Raw genomic sequence first — 21,694 nt, forward strand, 5'->3', positions numbered from 1 at the left:
TTATCCGCTTATTTTATCGGATTTTTATTCCAGTAGATAGTCCCTTTACAAAAAAATAAAAACCTTCTCGCTCTTGAGAAGGTTTTGACTTAAATCACTTGATCCATTTGCTGCAAAGTCTCTTTGACTTCACCTAGCAACTGTAATTTTCGAATTTTGCTAACAGCTTGTCGTTGCTTTAACATGGCATAATCTTTTTCGCGAATCACTGACAATTGTTCGCGATAAATCATTGCTGCGGCCAATAAAGCTGGTCGACAATCAGCATCGATTAACGGCATCATCACTAAAGAATCATCATATAGAGTTTCGGCATAATTAGCCAATTCTTCCCAGACAGTTACTAAAGCTTGCGTTGGTTTGCTATTGTTAAACATCTTTTCCGTTACGCCAAAAGCCGCTAACTGATCTTGCGGTAAATAAATTCGGCCCATCTGATAATCCTCACCAATGTCTCGTAAAATATTGGTAATCTGCATAGCTTCACCTAATTTTTTCGCTGGTTCTTGAATCTCAGCTGCATGACTAGAAAGAATTGGCAACAGCATCAAACCTACGCTACCAGCAACATAATAACAATATTCTGTTAGCTCAGCTAAATCTTTCGGTTGCTTAAAATCAATGTCTCTTCTTTGACCAGCAATCATGTCATAAAAGGGTTGAATATCCATCGGAAAAGTCGCAAAAACAACCGCTAAAGCCCGCCAAATGGGATCATCAGCTACTATCCCATTTTCAAAATCAACTAATTGATCAGCTAATACTTGCAATTGGGCTTCATCTTGCGCCAAATCAATCAAATCATCGGCCCGTCGACAGAATGCATAAACCGCATAAACACTTTGGGCTTTTTCTTTAGGTAATTGGGAAAAAGCCGTGTAAAAAGTTTTCGAATGTTTTTTGATAACTGTCTCGCAATAGGAAAAATCTTGTTTGTGGGCGCTAAAATTGGTTGAATTATTCTTCATCCTTTAACAACTCCTCTACTGCTAATTTGGCACTTTGCATCACAATCGGCACGCCAGCACCAGGATGGGTACTACTACCACAGAAATATAAGTTTTCCGCGTAGGCAAATTTATTATGGGGACGATAATAATTACTTTGCTTCAAAGTTGGTTTCAAGCCAAAAGTGGCGCCATTATACGCATTGAAATTTTCCTTAAAATCATCAGGCGTGTAATACGATTCTGAAATAATATGTTGATCAATATCAGTAAAATCGGTTTTAGTTTTGATTTTCGCAATAACTTTGTCACGATATTTTGCTACGGCTTCATCTGACCAATCATCATATTTCGACAATTCTGGTACCGGAACCAAGACATACAAACCCTCTTGATTTTCTGGTGCTAAACTCTTATCCATTTTAGAAGGTCGGTATAAATAAAATGAAGGGTCTTCTGGTAAATGACCTAGCTCAAATAAATCATCAACATTTTGTTTAAAGTCATCAGCAAAATAAATACTATGGAGATTTTTACCGGCATATTCTTTATCCAAACCTAAATACAGCAAGAAACAAGAACAAGAATATTCCATTTGCTGAATTTTTTTATCAGTATATTTACCGCGTTTTTTCTCGTCAGGAATCAATTTCTCCATCGCATAAGGAAAATCAGCTCCACAAACTACCGCATCCGCTGAAATTTTTTCACCATTTACTTTTACCCCAGTCGTTTTTTTATCTTCGATTACAATTTCTTCTATCGGTGTATTGTAATGAATCGTGCCGCCTAATTCCGTCAATAATTTTGCCAATGAGGTCGCTAAAGTGAACATGCCACCTTTAATAAAATAAACGCCATAAAATAATTCAATCATGGGAATAATGGTATAAAGTGACGGACCTTGATACGGCGAAACGCCAATATATAACGTTTGAAAAGCCAATGACTTTCGCAGCCGTTCATCTTTTACAAACTTAGAAATTGAACTATATGCATCGTTAAAAGTCCGTAATTTCAAACCCGACCATAAAGATTTTGGATTATAAAAATCCCAAACACTACGAAACGATTTATTAATAAAAGTATCTTTGGCAATAATATAACGTTTATATATATCTGCTAAAAAGGCAAAATAACCTTGTGCATCTTCTTCTGAAATGCTTTCTAACGTCTTCGTCAATTCCACCAAATCATTGGATAAAGTCAACGGTTCTTCTTGGGAAAAATACAGTTTCAACATCGGCTCCACTTTTTCCATCGGAATATAATCATCTGGATTAACGCCAGCAAAAGTAAAGACCTCTTGATAAATGTCCGGCATCATAACAATCGTCGGACCTACGTCAAAAGTAAAACCATCTTTTTTAATTTGATTCATTTTTCCGCCAGGTTGACTATCTTTTTCAAACAATTCCACTTGATAGCCTAATTTTTGCAAACGAACCGCTGCACTAAGCCCCGCTACTCCTGCACCAACCACGATTATTTTTTTCATTTTTTCGAACTCCTTAAAAATTTATCATTTGATTAAAATTATAGCAGTTTTCATCAATATTGTTTGTTTTACTGCTCTAAAAGAACTTTTTAAAAAAAGAAAAAATACCTAATCACAAACCGAAAGATTGTGGTTAGGCACTTTATCACTTTTTTTTATGGCATAGAATTTTTGATTGTATTTTTTATTTAAATAATTTTGAAGCCAATAGATTTTTCAACTCAAAGCCAGTATTCATCTTCGAATAAATTGAACACACTACAAATAAATCCTTGTCAGCAAATTTGACAATTTTATAACGCCCAGAAGAAGCAGGAATATGATGATGTCCATGAATTGCACCGATAATCCGATAATCAGCAAATAATTGTTCAATCGCCGGATCTGAACAAGCATAATCTTGATTGTAAGCCTCACTAGTAGCTGAAAGCATACTTAACTCATTAAACAACGGCGCATGAGAAACAATCACCGTTAGAATTTGATGATCCTCTGCCAGTAATTGCTGCAATGTTTCCAGAATAAACTTCTGCTGCTCCTTCTTGCGATCAACCAACGAAACTGGAATCGTTAAACCAATATAGCACGTCCCCTCATGAATCACACTGCTATTATGTAACACCGTCATTTGCGGAAATCTATTTTCAAGCTCAGCTTTTACTACTTGATAAAATGCATGATCTCCCGTCGGCAATAAATACCACGCTTCATCAGGATCAATTAAAAGCTGTTTGAACCATGCATAATTTTTAAATGGCTGCCACTTTTCAGCCGTCGGATCTTCATTCAAAACATCGACAATATCATGATGACCAATCAAATAAATCCCGCGGATCTCTTTATCCGTTACTTGTGAATCAGAATTATCACCAACTAAAATATTAAAATGCTGATTACTAAAAGGCAATTTGCCATCTGTTGCGTGAACATCAGAAACAACATTTATCAAATTGGCATTTTCAGTCTCATGAACATTTTCAAAATGAGTCGTTAATTCATCTGGATGAACACTATGAGCAATATAGTTTTCCCGCACTTTAGCTAGTTCAGCACCATATTCTGAGCGTAACAATGGTTTGATGTTAACCTTTGGTACTTGATTTTCACCAACAATTGAATGTTGTAATTCCTGCGGCAATAAAGCCAAAGCAGAAGAAATATCAGAATCAAAAGCCAATAACTGCTGCTGTTTCGCTTCACTTTGCGCTTCAGTAGCCAATAACTGGACACTTTTCCCATCGGTCATCAATGGCAATGACTGAGTCAGCTGAACCACAAAATTCAAATACTCCGCCAAATAACCAGCAATCCCCGTCTTCACATTCTCACTAAATAAAAATTTCCCCGCCAAGTTCGCCGACAACGGTCCCGTCTCATCATGCTGCAACAAACGCCCCAAAATCTGAATCTCCAACAAAGGATTATCCAAAATAGCCTGATACGCCTCAATCACTTCAGACGAATCAGCATCGACTCTTTTTCCCGTCACTTGAAAAATACTCAACGATAAATATTTCTCCAAGTTCGCCTTGTGAGACACAACATATTTCCGCACTTCCTCCGGATGAAGCAAATACTGAATCGCTCCCCGCTGAATATAATTTCTCGCTGTATCATAAGGAATCGCCGAATACACCAAATCCCCTCTTGAAGAAATAGCCAAACTGTTTTCCCCCACATTACAAGTCAGTTGAAAATAATCATTTTTAAATAATGTCTTGTTGACGGGACGACGGGCGTTTTCTGGGTAGAGAGCGAAACGGGTGGTGAGTTCGGGTGGAAGAGGTTGGATTATTTCGGATGGGAGGAAAGGAGATACATTCCTTTTTATTAAAGCATCGTTTGGTTTTTTTGAGTTCATTAGGTGATCTCCTTTACTAGTCATTCAATAATAACGATCATCTTGAAAAAAATTTTCCAATTAGTTTAAAAATAGCATTGAACAATTTCTTCAACATTTGATTTAAAACAGTGTCTCTCAGAATTTTTCATTTGTGCTTTGAACCAGTTGCTTATTTCTGGAATATTTTTAGCATCATATTCATCAAATAGCTCTTCCCAAATCTCGAATAGCAACAGACCAATTTCAAAAAGCTCGCCTTCCTCATCTTCGATATCAATAAATCCAATTTCATTTAAGTATGAGAATACTGAATTCAAATTAATTACGTTTATGTAGGTGTTTTCTTCCAATCAAAATAGGTTCTTCGATTAATACTATTTTACTACATCAATAAATCAAAAAACACCTAGCTTATAAGCTAAGTGTCAGTAGTTGATACTCATAATACAGTGATCATATAAAAACTGTTTAATTTTTGATCGATCAGCAGTTTCGTAAAATGCAATCTAAACCCTTCCTAATTCCTAGTCGCCAGATTCTAATCTATCTAGTTTTTTACTGCCAAACCATAAAATAATTCCAAATAAAATCACTACAGCTCCTACTATTCCGTAGTTTCTTTGGAATAAAATTGGATTATTCGTCTCTATTAATGAATATATTTTAGGATATATCATCGTAGAGAAGAAAACTGCTACTGGCCAAAAACCTAATAAAAATCCCATCAGTTTTGCTGGGGCTAATTTAGTTATAAAGGCGTTCCCTAAAGGAGAAAAAACCATTTCACTGATTGAGAATAACAATCCAATTATCACAAACCAACCAAAAGAAGCATTCCCATTTCCAATTAAATCGGCTACAACCATGACTACGTAAATTAAGCCTGCAAAAATTAAACCTAATGCAGTTTTTTTGAACATACTTATATCACCTTTTGGACGATTTGCCATCCTAGTCCAAAAACGTCCTATTATGGGACCCATGATTATACATCCTAATGCATTTATGGAGTCAACGTAAGATGTTGGAACTTGGAAACCAAAAATAATCCAATTTGCTCGCTCCAGAAATCCTGGCCCATCTCCATAACCAAAATAATAATATACAGGCATAAAAGCCATATACCATACCGCCCAAAAAACGATCGATAGTAATGTCACTAAAACAATTGCTAATATTCTTTTCTTATCCCCAGAAGACAAAGAGGCTTGATCATTATTATTTTTTCCTGCAGAATCATATTTTCTTTGATCTATTTTAAATGGGTATTTACCTGCATCACCTAATGATTTCATATTTAAAATAAACCATAGCGCATCAATAAAAAGAATGATGGCACAGACTAAAAATACTAGATTATATCCGATTACTGGAATTAATAATACTAAAAATGTTGTTCCAATAAACATACCTATGTTTACAAATGAATATTGAATTGAAAAAGCTTCGTTCAGCTCTTTTTCATCATTAAATAATAAAGCATTAACTCCAGATAAATTTCCTTTAAATAGTCCTGTGCCTACAGAAACAAACGCAATCATTAACCAAACCATCGACAAAGAGTTAGCTTGCCATGTAAATAAATATCCGACACCCATTAAAATCATTCCTATAGCTACACACAATCGAGGGCTTATCCAATAATCGGCTAACCAACCACCTAGCATCGGAGTTATATAAGTCATCGCTACGAAAGCGCCGGAAACAGCAGCGCCTTCTGCCGTAGTCAATCCTAACCCTCCAGCACTGACTTTTACAGCAATCCATATCGCTAACATATATTTAACTGTATAAAATGATATTCTTTCAAAAGAGAAACCCAAAGAACATACATAGAATCCAAACGGTTTTTTTATAATTTCCACCTTCTAACTCTTAAAATTTAAATTGTAGATTAATTATGATCCTGCATTTAAAATGCCAAAAGTTTCAGGTATAGTACTACCACCATCAATTACAATACCCTCTCCTGTTATATATGATGATTTATCTGATGCAAGAAATGCTGCTAGATTCCCGATGTCATCAATCGTCGCAAGTCTCTTTAATGGCACTGGTTCAGCCATATCTTTCAAAGCACTTTCTGGATCATCTGGTCTACTAATCTTTGCAGATCTTTCAGCCATTGGTGTTCTTACGTATCCAGGCATGATTGCATTAACAGTTATTTGATATTTAGCAGCTTCCACAGCTAACGCTCTTGTAAAACCTAAAATTCCTGATTTTGTTAGAGAATACGCACACATTCCTTCATCGCAAACGATTGGACCTGTTACTGATGAAGTATTTATAATACGTCCATATTTTTGTTCTTTCATATATTTATAAACGACTTGTGTCATGTTCCAAACACCATAGATATTCACACCGAATATAAAATCTGTAACATCTTCTGTTTGATCTTCAAACTTGGCTCTTTTGTTTACTCCGGCATTATTGTGCAATATATCTATTTTCTTATATTTCTTAATTATTCTTTCGATAGTCTCCTCAACGTTACTCTTATTTCTAACATCAACAATCATACCTTCAGCTTTGTATCCATCCTTCATGATTTTTTCAGCACTGGAGAAAACGTTCTCATTAATGTCTAAAAGAATCACTGTTGCGCCATCTTCAGCCATCATTCGTGCACTTCCATAACCTATTCCCGATGCCCCTCCTGTAATAACTGCAATCTTATTTTCTAAATTCTTCATACAAACTCTCCTTTTCTTATTTGTAAGTTATTTCACAATACAACTTATTATACATCTTTATTATCATATATCAATAATAATCAATTTCTTCATATATATATTTCGTAAATTTATCTCAGTCAATATATATATATTATTTACATGCAAGAATAATCAAAATTAATTTAAGTAAAAAAAGACGCTTCGCAAAATGAATTGCGAAACGCCTGAAATTGTCGATATATAAAATATATTAACGTTTTGAGAATTCTATGATTGGAAACGAAGAATACTCAATACCTATTAATCCTTTTATATCAATAATTACTAAACATAAAAATACTTACTCGATGATAAAAATCCATTGGTTTGGATAAAGTTAACACCAAGTAACACCATAAAATAGACTAGTCATTCTTTAAAATATTACTCTTATGATAATATCGAAATATAAGTATCAAGTCTATCTTCAATAATTTCAAATTGAGAAGATATTATATCTTCTTTTCGGATTAAATATCTAAAAGGAAACATAGATGCATGATTGTTAATTTGTTCAATAGTTAATGTATCACCAACGTAATTTTGTATAACTACAAGTACCAAGAGATTTAGTTGAAACTCATTACTAATCTCTAATAAGTTCTCCTTAAAAACATAATGATTCTTACTACTTCCTTCTGATAATATCTCCCAACTCTTCAAACCATTTAAAACAGCATTGACTCCCTTATAAACTGACTCTGCACTTCCATATGAATTTCTCATTTCAGATAAAATTATGCTAGATTTAAAAGTATCAGACATTTTTAAGTACTTCCCAACAAAGATGGTCGTTTCACTAAAGAATGGAAATGCTAAAGAAGTCATCAAATATTGATAGATAATCTTATTATTTTTATCTGATACATTATATTTGGCTAATACTTCTTTTTGAAAAGTAGATGGTTCTTTTTTACCACCTGACCATACTCTAGTTAAATTATTTATTATCTTTCGGCGACCTTCCTTACCTTTAAACTCTTTGGCTAAAACATCATCTAATATTTCAAATGTATCAGGTATCGAATACTTAACTAAAAGCTTAGCTGTTAAATCTAAATGATCAAATCTCAATGGGCGAAATAAACCGACTGTTTTCCTCATTCTATTCATTCCTTATCTTGTTACTTTAACAAATGGTACATATACTTCTTCAATACTTGTCCCACCGTGCCCGACAATTTTATCATTTTTAGTGATAAATGCATAATTTTCTTTCGCAATTAAAGGATAATAATTCTGCGGTAAAAACTGGCTATCCCAATTCTCACTTACTCCAAAATAATCTTCTCTAGTTCTATTTCGTATACTTTTATCATCATATACTCTGACTCTTTCTCCTTTTGAATTTGCTAAGATACCTTGGTTAATCCTTCCAACACCTTGGGATTCGATATTTCCATGATCTGAAGTTATATATACTTCAAAATCATTCTCAATCAAATCTTTTAAAAATGATACTAAGAAGTCTTTATTCAACCAATAATTTAATTCAGAATGAACTGACCATAAACCTTGTTGAGCAGCATGCATAAATCTGTCTATACTATCTATCACACAACCAACAATTTTTTTATTTCTTAGTATATGTTGTAAATCCATTTCCAAATAATTATCACTTCCTAGAGCCCTTTGATAAAAAATATCAGACTTGTCAAACCCTTTATCTATCCAGAAATCCTTCCATTGTTTTTCTTCATAATTTGTTGTATTAATAGTATCGCTAAAATTCAACGGTGGTTTTCCAGAAAAAATAGATTGTCTTGATACTGAAGTTATCGAAGGAATCCATGCTAAAGTTGGAGATACTTCTGTTTTAAATTGATTATTTATAAGATAGGCGTTTATTATATTCCACTGAGTAAAACTCATTCCATCCATTACAATTAATGCCTTTTTCTGATTATAGTCACTATGATTCATAAAATCAGGAATTTGATGAACCATTTTTGGTTTAGGATACGATGGTAAGGAAACTGTTTGATCAAAATTTTGAATTAACCAATTCTGAAATTTTGAATTAACATCATTAATACTTGAAATTTGTTTGTCATTTAAAGTATTATCTCCACTTCTCCATTGGCCAATAATCATAGCTACTAACCCAAAAGTTGTAATATCATTAGCTACAGGTAAAACATATTCTTCACTGTCCTCACGTGATTGTTCTTTAGATAACAATCTCTTAGTTTCCTCATAATTTAACGTTTTATTTTGAAATGAGTCAATATCCACTAATTCAGATATCCCGATTTTACACTCTTTAATTGCTGAGTAATCCAAAAACGTTATTACATCTTTTAAATTAATTTGTACCTGAAAAGATTTATAGTAAACATCGTAAGATATTTCAGAATAATTATCAGTTCGAATAATCAATGTATTAGTTCTTTCATACTTATATTTAGTTTCATAGGCATATCGAAAAATAATTGGATCAAGAAAATCGATATAGTCAATATTGTTCCGACTAAACATGTCTATTACACTCGAATCATCCAAGATTTTATCGATATCTTTCACGAGATATATTTCTCCTATTCTAGGAAACATGTTTCTTATCTTATCTTCCCAATCCATCATATAACCTCCTAAATATCTAATCTCATTAATGCATGAGTGAAGAACATTAATAATTTATCATCTTCTTGAATAATTTTTTCTGGTAAATATTCTGCTACATCTACAATTTTTTGATAATCTTTTTCGCTCCAAGCCTTTTTAAAACCTACTCGAATAGCTTCAGAACGGAAAAGTTTTAATTTTTTCTTACTCCCACTAACTTCTTCTACGTAATGATTAAATTCTCTTAACAAGCTCTTTTCTCTTAATTTTTCTAAATCGGCTTGTTTATTTGGATCAGGAACATACCATCTATTTTTAGCCTTACTCTTTAGCTTATCGTCTTGATTTTCTAAACCACGCATATCATGATAATTTTTTCTTAAATAGGCAGCAATTTGATCTGGCACAACATCTTCACTATCATACAACAAGAAATTTTCTGTCAAAAGTTTATCTAGTTCAGGTAGCTCCTCATGTTTTGCAATATATTGAATTTCTTTCATAAATTGAGGATGAATATCCTGTCTACTTTGTGGTTTCTTCATTAACTGTTGACGTAACCATTCGATTGCACTACTTTCATCTGAGACGAATAATGACTGTTGCGAAAATTCTTTCGCTAATATTCTTTTTTTATCGTATTCAGCTACTTGTGACTCTAAAAAGACCATTCCATCTCTAACAACATATTTCTGAGTGATTTTTTCTTGAAATTCAACTGACGAAATAGGTATTTGAATCCCTTTTTGTATATAATATGCAACCATTCGGTCGAAAATTATTCGAGGAGTTCTTTCAACATTCAATACAACATTCCCCTTGGTTCCATTAAAAACAGTAAGTTTTTCTAAATGTTGACTTATAAAACTCCATAATGACGCCTCTTCTCCAGCTCTAATCAAGTTCTCCGCTGAATCATCAGGCTTATATGCAGATATTACCAAGTCTTGTTTTACAGCTGTGGTTGTAATCATAGAATGAAATCCTCCCCTTTTTTTATCAAGAGCATCTACACTTGCAATGATAAAACCTGATGACTGTATCACATATTGTAAAGCATTCCATATTTTGGCAGAAGTATTTGAAAATTCAACAGTTATCCATTTTTGCGGTTTTAATAAACGATAAAATTCTTTAAACGAATCTCCCATCAAACTCACATACTCTAAAATATCTTTTCCTATTGCATTATTCTCAACTGCTTCTTTTTTGTTATTTGTAAATACAGATAACCAGGCTTCCCTGATAAAATTTAATTCTGAATACATAATATTAGCTCCAAACGGTGGATCAATAAATATATAATCAACACTATTATCAGGTAAATTAATACTTGTTGAACTCTGTGTGGATATTATTGTTCCCTCATAGGATGTCCAGGCTTTATTAATTTTTTTAAGCTGAAATTCAAGTTGTGATAATACATTATTTTCTACAGATAGAGGGGGAAAGTACATGGCATTTGCCATAGGACCAACCAATGCTCTACTCCCATGTTGAGGCATAAATCGATTCATTTTGGTTAGTTTCGGCAGTGTACTTCCCAATAAAAATTGTGCATCACTATTATTAGATTGTGTAATGTAAGAATCTAATATACTTAAAATTCTATTCGTATAAATTTGATGAACATATTCATATCCAATCTTTATAGGTCGCTTTATTTCATTTCCTAACCTCTCATCAAATTTTTTTAAAGGTACTGTTTTATTTTCGCTAAACGTTTCAAAATACTCTATTACTTCTTTATCATACCAATCGGGTTTTTTATTAAATCTTTTTTTATTTACAGTATAATTAATCTTCACAGGAATTATATCAGGTATATTAACGATCTTTCCTATCAAGTTATCAAATACCTTCTTTTTTTTCAAAGTTAAGTTTTTCTTCTCATGTTTTGAATTACAATCCGGACAAGTTAACATTTTTGAAACAATGGTTTCATCTTCTGAAACCGCGCCTTCCCAAAACGAAAAAAGATTACTACATGTTGAACATATGTACTGTTCACTCCACACAATATAGTTTACTTCGCCAAACTCTTGCTTATTAGAATTATAGAAATTTTCTAAACTATTAAAATTACTTGGTTTTTCTTGGTAACTAGACTGTGTTGAAAAACACCAGTTAAATTCTCCTCTTAATTTAGAAATTAATTTAGCTACTTCTGCGTCACCCGCTTCTGTTTTTTTCTTATTGTAATTATAAGCTATGAAAGTTGCTGCCGGAGATAAATCGATATTTACTGCATTCCTTTTTCCAACCTTATCAACACTATATTTTTCAGTTAAAAGTTCCATAACTAATTCTTCATCTTGACACATTTCAGATGCTACACCTGTCATTCCGCTTCCACAAAAACCATCTAGTACTATATCACCAGGCTTTGTATAATGTAATAAGTATCTCATAATAGCTTTATAAGGAACCTTCGTATGATAACTGTGAGCATTATATATAGCATCATTTTTACCTTCAGTTATATCAACAGATAATGGTTCATTTACCACACCAGATTTATTTTTCATTCTATGAATGTACACATACTCATTCATCCACGGATTTGGGCACGCTGTATAATACGGTGGATCAGATAACTCAATAATATCTTCATCCTCACCAATAGGAAATCCTTCAATATCTTTTAAGTCAGGTAATTTTTTACGCAACTCATTCCTAAAATACTCTCTTCTCTCATCCTCATTCTTAAATGTCATTCCTAAACATTCAACAGGTCTGTTCTCTTCTTCAAATAATGAACCTTGATCCATAAAATCATCATCCTTTATACATTATTCTCACTTTATCTTTATCTTTGCCATCAATAGCTGTCTCTATTAATTCACGAATTCTACCTTCCAGTTCATTAATACTCATAGGACTACCGTTTCCAAGCATTTTTATAATATCTTCTTTAGATAGTTCTACTTTTTCAAATCCATCAAAAAGGTTCTTTATCATATCTATAAATTTCTGATCTAATGGTAATGGTAGTTCTTTGTTAGATATTAACAATTCAACGGATTTTTGCTCATCATTGGTTAAAAGTGATAATCCTTCTTGGATAGAATCCTGTTTTAAATTGTCTACTAAAATATTTAGCCAGTTGTCATAAATATCAGTTAACTCATCCATTGCATTCTCAATGATATCTCTTGAATCACGTCTATCTACACTTAATAAAAAATTACAATGTGGGCAAGTCGGACTCATTTCTAAATCCGTTTTCTTTAATTGATAACACGTTTTTGTTTTTTCCAGATTTTCTTGCCAAATATTTAACTGCTCTCCTGGTAGTAAAGATATGCTTGATTGTAGGCGTCGAAGCATATTTAACTGTGGGGATCGTAATATTTCTTGTTTTTTATTATCTTCAGTCGCTGTTAGTCTTGATTGTTCATGAATTGTATAGTATTGCGTAATATACTCTTCCTTTAATTGACGTAATTCAGAAAGATTAGACATATATGATTGTCCATCAGAAATATTTGAACGTAATTTAGATACAGTATCATCAATAGTTTTAGACCAATCTGAATTTTGTCCATAACTATATTTTGCTTGATCAAGATAATTTACTAACTGACTTACTTCATCTACATTTTTTTTCAAAATATTTAATGATTCAACAAGTTCTTTATTTTGTTTTTGCTTTTCTATTTCAGAAATAGATACATTTAAATTTTTCATTTTAGGAATACTATTATAGCGTAGTAGTTGTTCACAAAATAATTTAAACGACTCTAATTGATCTGCATATTCGCTTCTCGTATTGTTATCTAAAACATCTAAATTACCAACAAGATATCCTATTGATAGGTCACGTTTAACTTTTAGTACTTCTTCAATAAAAATATTCAACTTAGAATTCATTCGGCGGATTGATCCTTCTAATACTTCTTCATTATTATTTGGAGCTGATTCACCAAATAAATTTAAAATTTCATTGATTTCTATTAAAGGTAGTCCTGATGGCTTTTTAATATATGAGAATTTAGTTAACTTCTCCATAGATAATACTGCAAATTCTGAAAAATTCATTGCTGTATATGTTGTTCCATCAATATTGACTTCAATTTTCCCTGTACTTAACAACGCACCTAGTAAAACGACAACTAATTCAGGTTCCAGATCAAAGGATTTTGATAGTCGACGATCCTCAACGCCACGAACAGCATTAATATTAAACAGTTCATCATTGTTTAATACTTTACCATTTCCTTTTATTTCTAATGTTTCAATTATCCAACGTGCATAAGCTGAATTTGTAACAGATTCACTAGTAATTGTCTTTTGATTACTTAGAAGAACTAAGCCTTCTAAAACTGACTCACCTTGAGTACTGTTTCTACCATTTATTCTTTGTAATGCGTCAGAAGCAACAACTTTAATATTATTACTAGAAATAAATCCTGGTCTATAATTTCTAAAACTTGGGTATTCTGGATATTTCTCAGAAAAATGTTCTGCAAGAAATTCCTGTGCAGAAAAATTGACTAAAGACTTTACGTTATCTTCTTGAGGTAAGAACATTCCAAAATCATTTAAGTATCCTGTTTTTCCTTTATAAGTTATTTTAAATGCATCCACAAAGTGTTCTGTTAACCATTTATTTAGTTTTTTAAAATAACTATCTATTTTGTCTTTATATAATCTTTTTTGAGCTGAAGTGGTTTCATTATATAACTCGTTAGCCGCAGCATAATTCAATAAATTCATTTTAAAATTTTTATCTTCTAAACTAAGTTCAAAAAATACCTCATCTGATTTCAATTCATCTTTATATTGAACTTTTTCAAACGGTCTCAACATATAGACATAAAAATCACGTTCTGGTTGAGCTGTAGATCTTTCGTTAGGTGACCCAAAGAAAAGATAGCCTCTTCTCATTACCCTTCTTTGTTCCCAAGGTAACTCATGTTGCCAAATACGATAGCCTGAAACGTAAGTGTTATCATCCAATGCAACAGCATTTTGTAAAATTTTATAATAGTAACTATCTAAAGTAGCGTTTTCTATGATTTCTGTTCGTTCACTAATTAAACTTTCTATATCAATATCTTTCTTTAAATCAAGATAATATTGTCCATTCTCTTGATTTACTGAAATATACTGATAGCTTACAGTTTCCATGATCATTTTTATTGCAACAGACACACTTGTTTCTAAAAATGCTGATGGATCATCATCTTCCAATAAAAAATCTAATTGTCCTGGAATTACAAGAAATAGATCATCTTTCAAAGTTGATGCTGTTAATCCCACAGGACTATATATATCATCCATTGTTAGTCTATTCAACGCCAACCCATTAATAACTTGAAGTGAAACATCTTTATACATCTGCCCTTTACGATCACTAGGAAATGATGAATTGACTTTATCTTTTAAAATAGCTGTTTTTTCTAAAACTTCCCGAACAGATGGGATAGTTTTGTTAGATGGATCTTCTTCAATAAAAGACCAATAATTATCGTATGCGATTACTCCTGTGCTATCTACAGGTACATCGTGATCAATTATTTTCTGAATTTCCATAGTAATGGTTTTTAATGCTACTCGTTTTTCAATATTGTGAACTTTCTCAAAAGCAGTTAAGTAACTTGGATGAATCGGATAAAGATCCACAAACTTATCCATATCTTCAGCTAGTCTACTGTATAATTTAGTGAAACTAGTTAGATGCTCCCTAACAAGAGCTTTTTGCTTCTCATCTTTCTTTAAAAGTCTTTCAGATATGACATATGAAATATCTTCTTTCACAATTCTTACTTGTTCAAAGCGCTCTTTTACACGTCTCAAAGAATCCGCTACAAAACTAAATCTTGGATTATCAAAAAGCATTTCTTGAATACCCGCAATAAATCGAAATCTTGTATTGTGTGCAATTTCACCAACTTCTCGTAAAAATCCTAAATCTAAAGTTAACTCTTGCTCTTTTCTTCCTCTTAAATAATCTAGTAACTCATCAACTACTAGTAATAAACCTTTGTCAGGATATTTTTCATTAAAAAGTGACATCATCTCTAGTAAAGAATTTTTATTACTAACAATTTGATCTGCATTAGGAAATTCGAAAGTAATTCCTAACTCCAATAATCCGAGTTCCAATTGTTGTGTTATTATTTCTCGTAATGACATTTCTGTACTTCCGATTTCAAATCGAATAACTTTAAATTTTCCTTCAATCTCCTGTGCTTTTTCAGCAACGGCTTCATTTTGAAGGTGCTGACTTGAATCACTATACTCAGCAATTGTAGAGATAACACTCATTAAATGAGATTTACCACTTCCGTAATTACCTACAATCATCAATCCTTTATTATCTGCGGGTTTGGAAAATTGCAACTGATTAATAATAGTATTATTAATTGTATCAGCCATTCTGTCGGATATAACAAAGGTATCTAATAAGTGAAGAGCTCTATCTTTATTGTTTGCATCTGTTAGTTGGATGACTGAATCTATTGGTTCAAAATTAACTAAATCTCTATATTTCATTCTTCATTCTCCTAATTGATAATCATTTCATTTTTATTTATCTGTGTTTCCTGATATTCAGCATGTTCTGGAACAGCATAAATTAATCTATTGTTTTCATAAGAGTAACGCCAAATAACAATAATTGTTTTATAACGACTCAGTTCTCTAAATAATTCTATTGGTTTAACTTTTAATATTGGACTAAATAATATCTCAAAATTATCAATAATAATAACCTTTTGAGGATTATTTCTAATAACTTCAGTGATAATTTGCTGTGTTTTTATAGCTTGTAATTTAGAAGGTATATCTAATAATTGCTCTGATATGATTACATTGATATTAAGTATAGAAGAATCTATTTCTTCAAAAAGATGTTTAATCTCGGTATTATTCCATAACAAAACCATGAATTGATTATAATCTAAATTCTTTTCTTCTATTTTTTGTTCAAGCATCTTTACTAACCATTCAATATCTTCCATCTAACCACCACCTGTAAGATTTACTTTTTAAACCACATGTACTTATTATAACATCTGAAACGACTAATATAGTTTGTTTTAGAATATTACCTTCTTAAGCTGTTCAAATTTTTCTGAATAATAATTTAGATGAAAGCAATCTAACCTATATATCCAGTATAATTTTTATCTAATTCCTATGTTGTCTAATGAGCTTAATAATAATTCATTATCATAATGTAACTTTTCTACTTGCTCTCTAAGTGTAATTCCAAATATATATCTAAACTGTGCTGCTTCTGAAATGATACTATTATCTTTTGAGATTTCTATTTCAAGTTTTTCTAACTGATACTTCTCATATGAATAAATTGAAGATGAAATACTTTTTATTTTATCTTCTGTAAACATAAAATCTTTATATTTATCACTCAGCTTTTCTTTTTCTTTCTTAATATTCAAATCAAAAATAAAGGAATTACTTAACTCGGATTTTATCTTGAAGAATTTTTCAAATAATTCCTTTTCCTTTAAACTACTAATAATTTGATCTATTGCTTCTGGATAAGTATTTTGCCATTTAATAAAAAAGTTATCAATATTAAAATATCGCTCTATTTCAACATCTTTAGCTCTATTATGTGTAATTACTAAATTTTCTATTTTTTCATTGAAGTCCTTCAAAAGAATATCTGAATTTTGTAAAATATCATAATCATATTTAGTATTCGATAAATTTTTAGTTATTTCTTTGGGTGAGTGAGGTTTTAAATACACTATTTTAGTAGGATACTCTCTTCTCTCTAATTCATGCTTCAATGCAAATAAATACGATTCATTCATAATATATGCAGTATTTCCCCTAGTATCTAATTGAGATACTTTCTCATATACTTCTCTCATAAAAACTTTCATTGCAGTATATTCATCTTCCCCTAACCGTTCATCCCACGTAGAAAGAATCATACTACTTTCATTATTAGGAAACAACCTATCATATTTTGGAAAAACATGAAGCTTCTCTGTGTACTCTTCCTCAATAATATCGTCTCTTTCTGAATCATAATACTCTAAATAAAAGGTTTCTTCCGCAGTCCACCCGTATAATTTCTTCATAAATATTTCCTCTTCAGTAATCCCAACTTCTCTTTTATCCATTTCTAAATATGTCCCTATAATATCTGAGCGTAAGATTTTTTGAATTTGTCTTCTTTTTATCTTTAAATAATCACCATCTTTATCATAGTCAGAATTCCAATGTTTTCTTAATTCATTTTCGGCTTGTTCGTATGTAAACCACTTATTGGCTTTAACAAACTCTTCTATCTCTTTTTTGTTCATCACTTCTGCTCCTATTCAATTTCATTTTTCTTATGAAGACCATAATACACATGTAGACTAATAATTTAATAATATAAGTATACAAGATAACCTCTTGTACACAAATTATTAAAGTCCTTATAGTGCGCACTAAACGGACGGATTGAAACAAATATGATGACTAGACAACAACAGTCTTGTCTTTGCTAAATATTGTTTATCCGTTTATTTGGTGTGCTTTTTTCACCAAAGGTTCAATTACTAGCTCGTGTATGTTTCTTTCTGTCCGCTAAGGCGGAAAGGACATAATCATGTCAAAAGTAGATAAAAATAGAAATCAAAAGATTCAAGAAGCAAGTCGTAACAATAACTGGGAAGAAGTATCTCGATTACTTGATCAACCGTTAGAAAATTCTCTACGGAAAGATCGTCAGTATAAAACAGTCAGTATGAATAATTATATTTCTTACAATGGCAGTTCGAAGGAATACGGTGATAATATTGCTGATACTAACCCCAACCCATTGGAGCATTTAATTGTCCAGGAAAACAATCAACAACTAGAAGAAGCTCTTTCAAAGTTGTCAGAACAAGAGCGACAAATCATTCTAGGTTATCATGTGTTTAATAAATCGTATTCTAATCTTGCGAAAGAATTGGGTATTAGCGATAAGACAGTGAAGAAACGACTTGAATCAACATTACAAAAAATGAAGAACATTCTTTTAGAAGAATAATAAAATACTTAATGCTGAGGATTCCGAATCCTCAGCATTTTTTCTCCTTAAATAGTGAGGAGGTAATTCTACTGTAACAATAAGCTCAAATAAAGTGAGTTAATAATCTTATAAAGAGGTAAATATTATGAAAACACGATACAAAAAAGGTGGCTACTCATCCCAAGTAGCAAGTGAATATATCAACAATAAACAACCCATTCGTTCACTGAGCACTGAATTAGAAAAGCAATTTCGATTTGAAGATGGTAAACCTACGAAAGAAATCACTGGCTATAAAGCTTGGTTTACTCAAGAAGGTCTCCCACCTTTTGTTGTGAAGTTCACAGAAGAAATCAAGCTTCCTGACTATTTATCACTACTACAATTCAATAATTTAGAAGCCGTTGAAGTCAATTATAATGTCTACTTCCGAGCAACAGGCTTTACGGAGGTAAAATAATGACTAAAAAGGAACTTGAACAATATCTGTTACAAAGCTTAAATATGGCATTAGGAACATTAATGCAAGGTGAAACTAGTTATACTAATAGTTTTGACTGTCAAGTGATGGAAGAAGGGTTTCTCTTTCTTCCCCGCTTGCCGGCAGGATACATTATCGATGACGATTTGTATCAAAAAATATTTTTGATTGCAAATGCATCTCTATACCCTCGCTTTACTTTACTAAAACAGAATTCAGCTTATTTTGTTCCTAGAAAAACAAACGATATTCACATACAACGTGGGCTATTCTTCCCTTGGAAAAAGGGTATCTCAGAACGACTAGTTATACCAGATTTGGACCATTTCGCTTCTTCCATAAAGGATACAAATATTCCAATCATGAAAAATTATTCAGTTTCCTATGATAAAATTACATCGATGTTGATTGCAGGAAACTCTGGTTCTGGGAAGTCATATGCTTTAACTTATTTTTTAAGCATATTACAAAAATTTTCTGATCTTATTCTTGTAGATCCTAAATTCGATACTCCTAGTCGCTGGGCACGAAACCATAGTGTTCCAGTAATCCGTCCACAACAGAATCGTTCAAAATCAGATTTTGTATCAGAGATCAATGAAAATTTGAGTAACTGCTTGAATATCATTCAAAAGCGTCAAGAAATTCTGTATGAGAATCCTGACCATGAATTCACTCATTTAACTGTGGTGATTGACGAAGTCCTGGCATTATCTGAAGGAGTTAACAAGACCATCAAAGATTCATTTTTTTCTTTGTTGTCTCAAATTTCTTTATTAGGTCGTGCAACCAAAGTTCATCTTTTGTTAGTAAGTCAACGCTTTGACCATACTTCGGTTCCAATCTCTGTACGTGAACAGGCAAATGTACTTATACAAATCGGAAACATCAATAAAAAAACAACACAGTTCCTTTTCCCCGACTTAGATCCAGAAGGTATTGTGATACCCATTGGTAAAGGAACCGGGCTAATTCAAATTATTGATAACGAGCATCCCTACCAAGTATTACCTTTATTATGCCCAACCTATTACACGAAGCGAGGTATTTTATAATGAAAAAGTCTTATTTTATGCGAAGTTTAAATTTAACTATTTTCTTATTTATTACTGCATCACTTGCTCTATTCTTAGGAGTTTCAGCTAAGTTTATTATTAGTTCTCTTGCCAAAAATGATATAGTATTTATTCAACAAGTTTTGAATATTATAAAACAAATTAGTCGATTTTTAGTAAGTATTGCTCTTTTAGAAACTTGTGTTGTGATTTTAATTACAACAATTGAATTAATTCATAGATTTAAATCTGATAAAATTATTTATTACTTCAAATCAGTCTATAGTACTATACTATTCCGTCGCTTCTTAACTCAAACTGAAAGAACCGAAAGAGTATTTACTATCGAAACTCAAACTATCTCCACATATAATCCTATTAATCGTACTTTCAATCGCGCTGTTAATAAATGTGTTGTGGATATTCGCCAAGACAGTGTAATTATATTTATTAAAGCTCCAAATAATCAACAGGCACAAAAGTTACTAAAGGAAATGGAATCACAAATAAAAGAAGAGATTGCAAATCGAAATCCTAATTATTATTTCTCTGCACCCACTAGAGTAAAAAATGCTCTTTGGTTCGAAGGTAAAAAAAGATAAAAAAGTTGGCGCCGTGGCTCACGAAGTGAAAGCCACAGGCGCCTTTTATTAACATTTTAATTCCTATAGAAGGAATGGGGATACTACGACCCCCATTCCTCCAATAATCAATAATCAAATTTTATTAGATATTCCGAATATCTATCCAACTTTCTCCTAATTATATAGAGGCATAAATTTAACAGAAAGAGGACAATAACATGACTAAAGAACGACGCTCAAATAAATGGGCATTCCTGATATATAAAGAAAGTGCTCCTGATAACTATTTGGAGATTCTTAATGGATTGCATGTACCTTTTGTACTTAGTCCTTGGCACGACAAAGATATTTACTCAGATACAGGTGAGCTTAAAAAATCTCACAAACATGGTGCATTTTACTTTGATTCCTTAAAAAGCTACACACAAGTGTCTGAAATGGTAAGTGACAAATTAAATGGTCCCGCTCATGTAGAAGTTGTCATGTCACCTAAAGGGATGTTTGATTATTTCACACATGCAGAGAATCCTTCTAAAACACCTTATGATGTCGAAAACATTGAAAGTGGTGCTGGGTTTGAACTAGATAAATTTCTATTGGAACAGAATACCGATAATTTTATGAATGACGTTATCGATATTATCGAAGAAAATAACTTCATGGAATTTGAAGATCTTGTACGTTACGCTCGTGAACATAATTATCTTCTTCTTGGTCTCATTGTTGAACGAACCTATTTTTTTGCTAAATATTTAGACTCACGTCGTTACAGTAAGGGAAAAAAGCCATACAAACAACAGGAGGAAAAGACAGATGAATAAAGAACCTATCTTATTAAACAGACAGCAAGCCTCTGAATTTCTCGGAGTTGACCCAAAATCGTTCGATAAATACATCCGCTGTCACCCTGATTTTAAATGCTTTATGGTTGGTAGGCAGGAACGATTTACAAAATCAGAACTACTTAAATTCATAGATAATCACTGTGTAAAATAATCCTATTATTGATAAAATA

Annotated in this window: 18 protein-coding genes; 6 read left to right on the top strand and 12 right to left on the bottom strand. The window is 32.0% G+C overall.

Annotated features, from left to right (window positions below):
* Positions 1 to 89: 89 nt before the first annotated feature.
* From ID741_RS03730 to ID741_RS03785, 12 genes are all read right to left on the bottom strand, one after another.
* Positions 90 to 968, bottom strand: a complete 879-nt coding sequence (locus ID741_RS03730) for a phytoene/squalene synthase family protein (protein ID WP_438719102.1) — start codon at positions 966 to 968, stop codon at positions 90 to 92.
* Positions 958 to 2,445, bottom strand: a complete 1,488-nt coding sequence (locus ID741_RS03735) for a phytoene desaturase family protein (RefSeq protein WP_438719103.1) — start codon at positions 2,443 to 2,445, stop codon at positions 958 to 960. Before ID741_RS03735 ends, ID741_RS03730 begins: the two co-directional genes overlap by 11 nt.
* 184 nt (positions 2,446 to 2,629) lie before the next feature.
* Positions 2,630 to 4,306: a metallophosphoesterase family protein gene (locus ID741_RS03740; RefSeq protein ID WP_438719104.1), complete on the bottom strand. Its 1,677-nt coding sequence runs from the start codon at positions 4,304 to 4,306 to the stop codon at positions 2,630 to 2,632.
* A gap of 65 nt (positions 4,307 to 4,371) precedes the next feature.
* A complete protein-coding gene (locus ID741_RS03745) occupies positions 4,372 to 4,638 on the bottom strand; it encodes a hypothetical protein (RefSeq protein ID WP_438719105.1) in 267 nt (88 codons plus the stop codon).
* A gap of 174 nt (positions 4,639 to 4,812) precedes the next feature.
* On the bottom strand, positions 4,813 to 6,153 hold the full coding sequence (locus ID741_RS03750) for a peptide MFS transporter (RefSeq protein ID WP_438719106.1): 1,341 nt from the start codon (positions 6,151 to 6,153) through the stop codon (positions 4,813 to 4,815).
* 33 nt (positions 6,154 to 6,186) lie between these two features.
* Positions 6,187 to 6,987 carry a glucose 1-dehydrogenase gene (locus ID741_RS03755; protein ID WP_438719107.1) on the bottom strand — a complete coding sequence of 267 codons (801 nt, stop codon included), beginning with the start codon at positions 6,985 to 6,987 and terminating at the stop codon, positions 6,187 to 6,189.
* 411 nt (positions 6,988 to 7,398) lie between these two features.
* Positions 7,399 to 8,112, bottom strand: a complete 714-nt coding sequence (locus ID741_RS03760) for a hypothetical protein (RefSeq protein ID WP_438719108.1) — start codon at positions 8,110 to 8,112, stop codon at positions 7,399 to 7,401.
* Positions 8,113 to 8,124: 12 nt separating this feature from the next.
* Entirely contained in the window at positions 8,125 to 9,588 is a 1,464-nt protein-coding gene (pglZ, locus tag ID741_RS03765) for a BREX-3 system phosphatase PglZ (protein ID WP_438719109.1), read from the bottom strand.
* 11 nt (positions 9,589 to 9,599) lie between these two features.
* Positions 9,600 to 12,344: a DNA methyltransferase gene (locus ID741_RS03770; protein WP_438719110.1), complete on the bottom strand. Its 2,745-nt coding sequence runs from the start codon at positions 12,342 to 12,344 to the stop codon at positions 9,600 to 9,602.
* 7 nt (positions 12,345 to 12,351) lie between these two features.
* Entirely contained in the window at positions 12,352 to 16,074 is a 3,723-nt protein-coding gene (locus ID741_RS03775; RefSeq protein WP_438719111.1) for a DUF6079 family protein, read from the bottom strand.
* A gap of 11 nt (positions 16,075 to 16,085) precedes the next feature.
* Entirely contained in the window at positions 16,086 to 16,541 is a 456-nt protein-coding gene (gene brxF / locus ID741_RS03780) for a BREX-3 system P-loop-containing protein BrxF (RefSeq protein ID WP_438719113.1), read from the bottom strand.
* 165 nt (positions 16,542 to 16,706) lie between these two features.
* Complete coding sequence (locus tag ID741_RS03785; protein ID WP_227259066.1) at positions 16,707 to 17,861, bottom strand: hypothetical protein; 1,155 nt, start codon at positions 17,859 to 17,861, stop codon at positions 16,707 to 16,709.
* 290 nt (positions 17,862 to 18,151) lie between these two features.
* On the opposite strand from ID741_RS03785, the gene ID741_RS03790 reads away from it, so the two are divergent.
* The 6 genes from ID741_RS03790 (at position 18,152) to ID741_RS03815 (ending at position 21,675) form a co-directional block, all read left to right on the top strand.
* Positions 18,152 to 18,577: a sigma-70 family RNA polymerase sigma factor gene (locus ID741_RS03790; RefSeq protein WP_227259067.1), complete on the top strand. Its 426-nt coding sequence runs from the start codon at positions 18,152 to 18,154 to the stop codon at positions 18,575 to 18,577.
* Between the two features lie 127 nt (positions 18,578 to 18,704).
* Positions 18,705 to 19,019 carry a hypothetical protein gene (locus ID741_RS03795; protein WP_094518435.1) on the top strand — a complete coding sequence of 105 codons (315 nt, stop codon included), beginning with the start codon at positions 18,705 to 18,707 and terminating at the stop codon, positions 19,017 to 19,019.
* Complete coding sequence (locus ID741_RS03800) at positions 19,019 to 20,095, top strand: cell division protein FtsK (RefSeq protein WP_227259068.1); 1,077 nt, start codon at positions 19,019 to 19,021, stop codon at positions 20,093 to 20,095. Before ID741_RS03795 ends, ID741_RS03800 begins: the two co-directional genes overlap by 1 nt.
* On the top strand, positions 20,095 to 20,697 hold the full coding sequence (locus ID741_RS03805) for a hypothetical protein (protein WP_438719115.1): 603 nt from the start codon (positions 20,095 to 20,097) through the stop codon (positions 20,695 to 20,697). Before ID741_RS03800 ends, ID741_RS03805 begins: the two co-directional genes overlap by 1 nt.
* Positions 20,698 to 20,897: 200 nt before the next feature.
* The gene (locus ID741_RS03810) at positions 20,898 to 21,500 is read left to right on the top strand and encodes a replication protein (RefSeq protein ID WP_438719116.1); all 603 of its coding nucleotides are present in this window, start codon (positions 20,898 to 20,900) and stop codon (positions 21,498 to 21,500) included.
* Positions 21,493 to 21,675: a helix-turn-helix domain-containing protein gene (locus tag ID741_RS03815; RefSeq protein WP_057086587.1), complete on the top strand. Its 183-nt coding sequence runs from the start codon at positions 21,493 to 21,495 to the stop codon at positions 21,673 to 21,675. The genes ID741_RS03810 and ID741_RS03815 overlap by 8 nt, the downstream gene beginning before the upstream one ends.
* Positions 21,676 to 21,694: the final 19 nt, after the last annotated feature.

The organism is Enterococcus sp. AZ103 (assembly GCF_051714685.1).
Lineage (GTDB): Bacteria > Bacillota > Bacilli > Lactobacillales > Enterococcaceae > Enterococcus_A > Enterococcus_A alishanensis.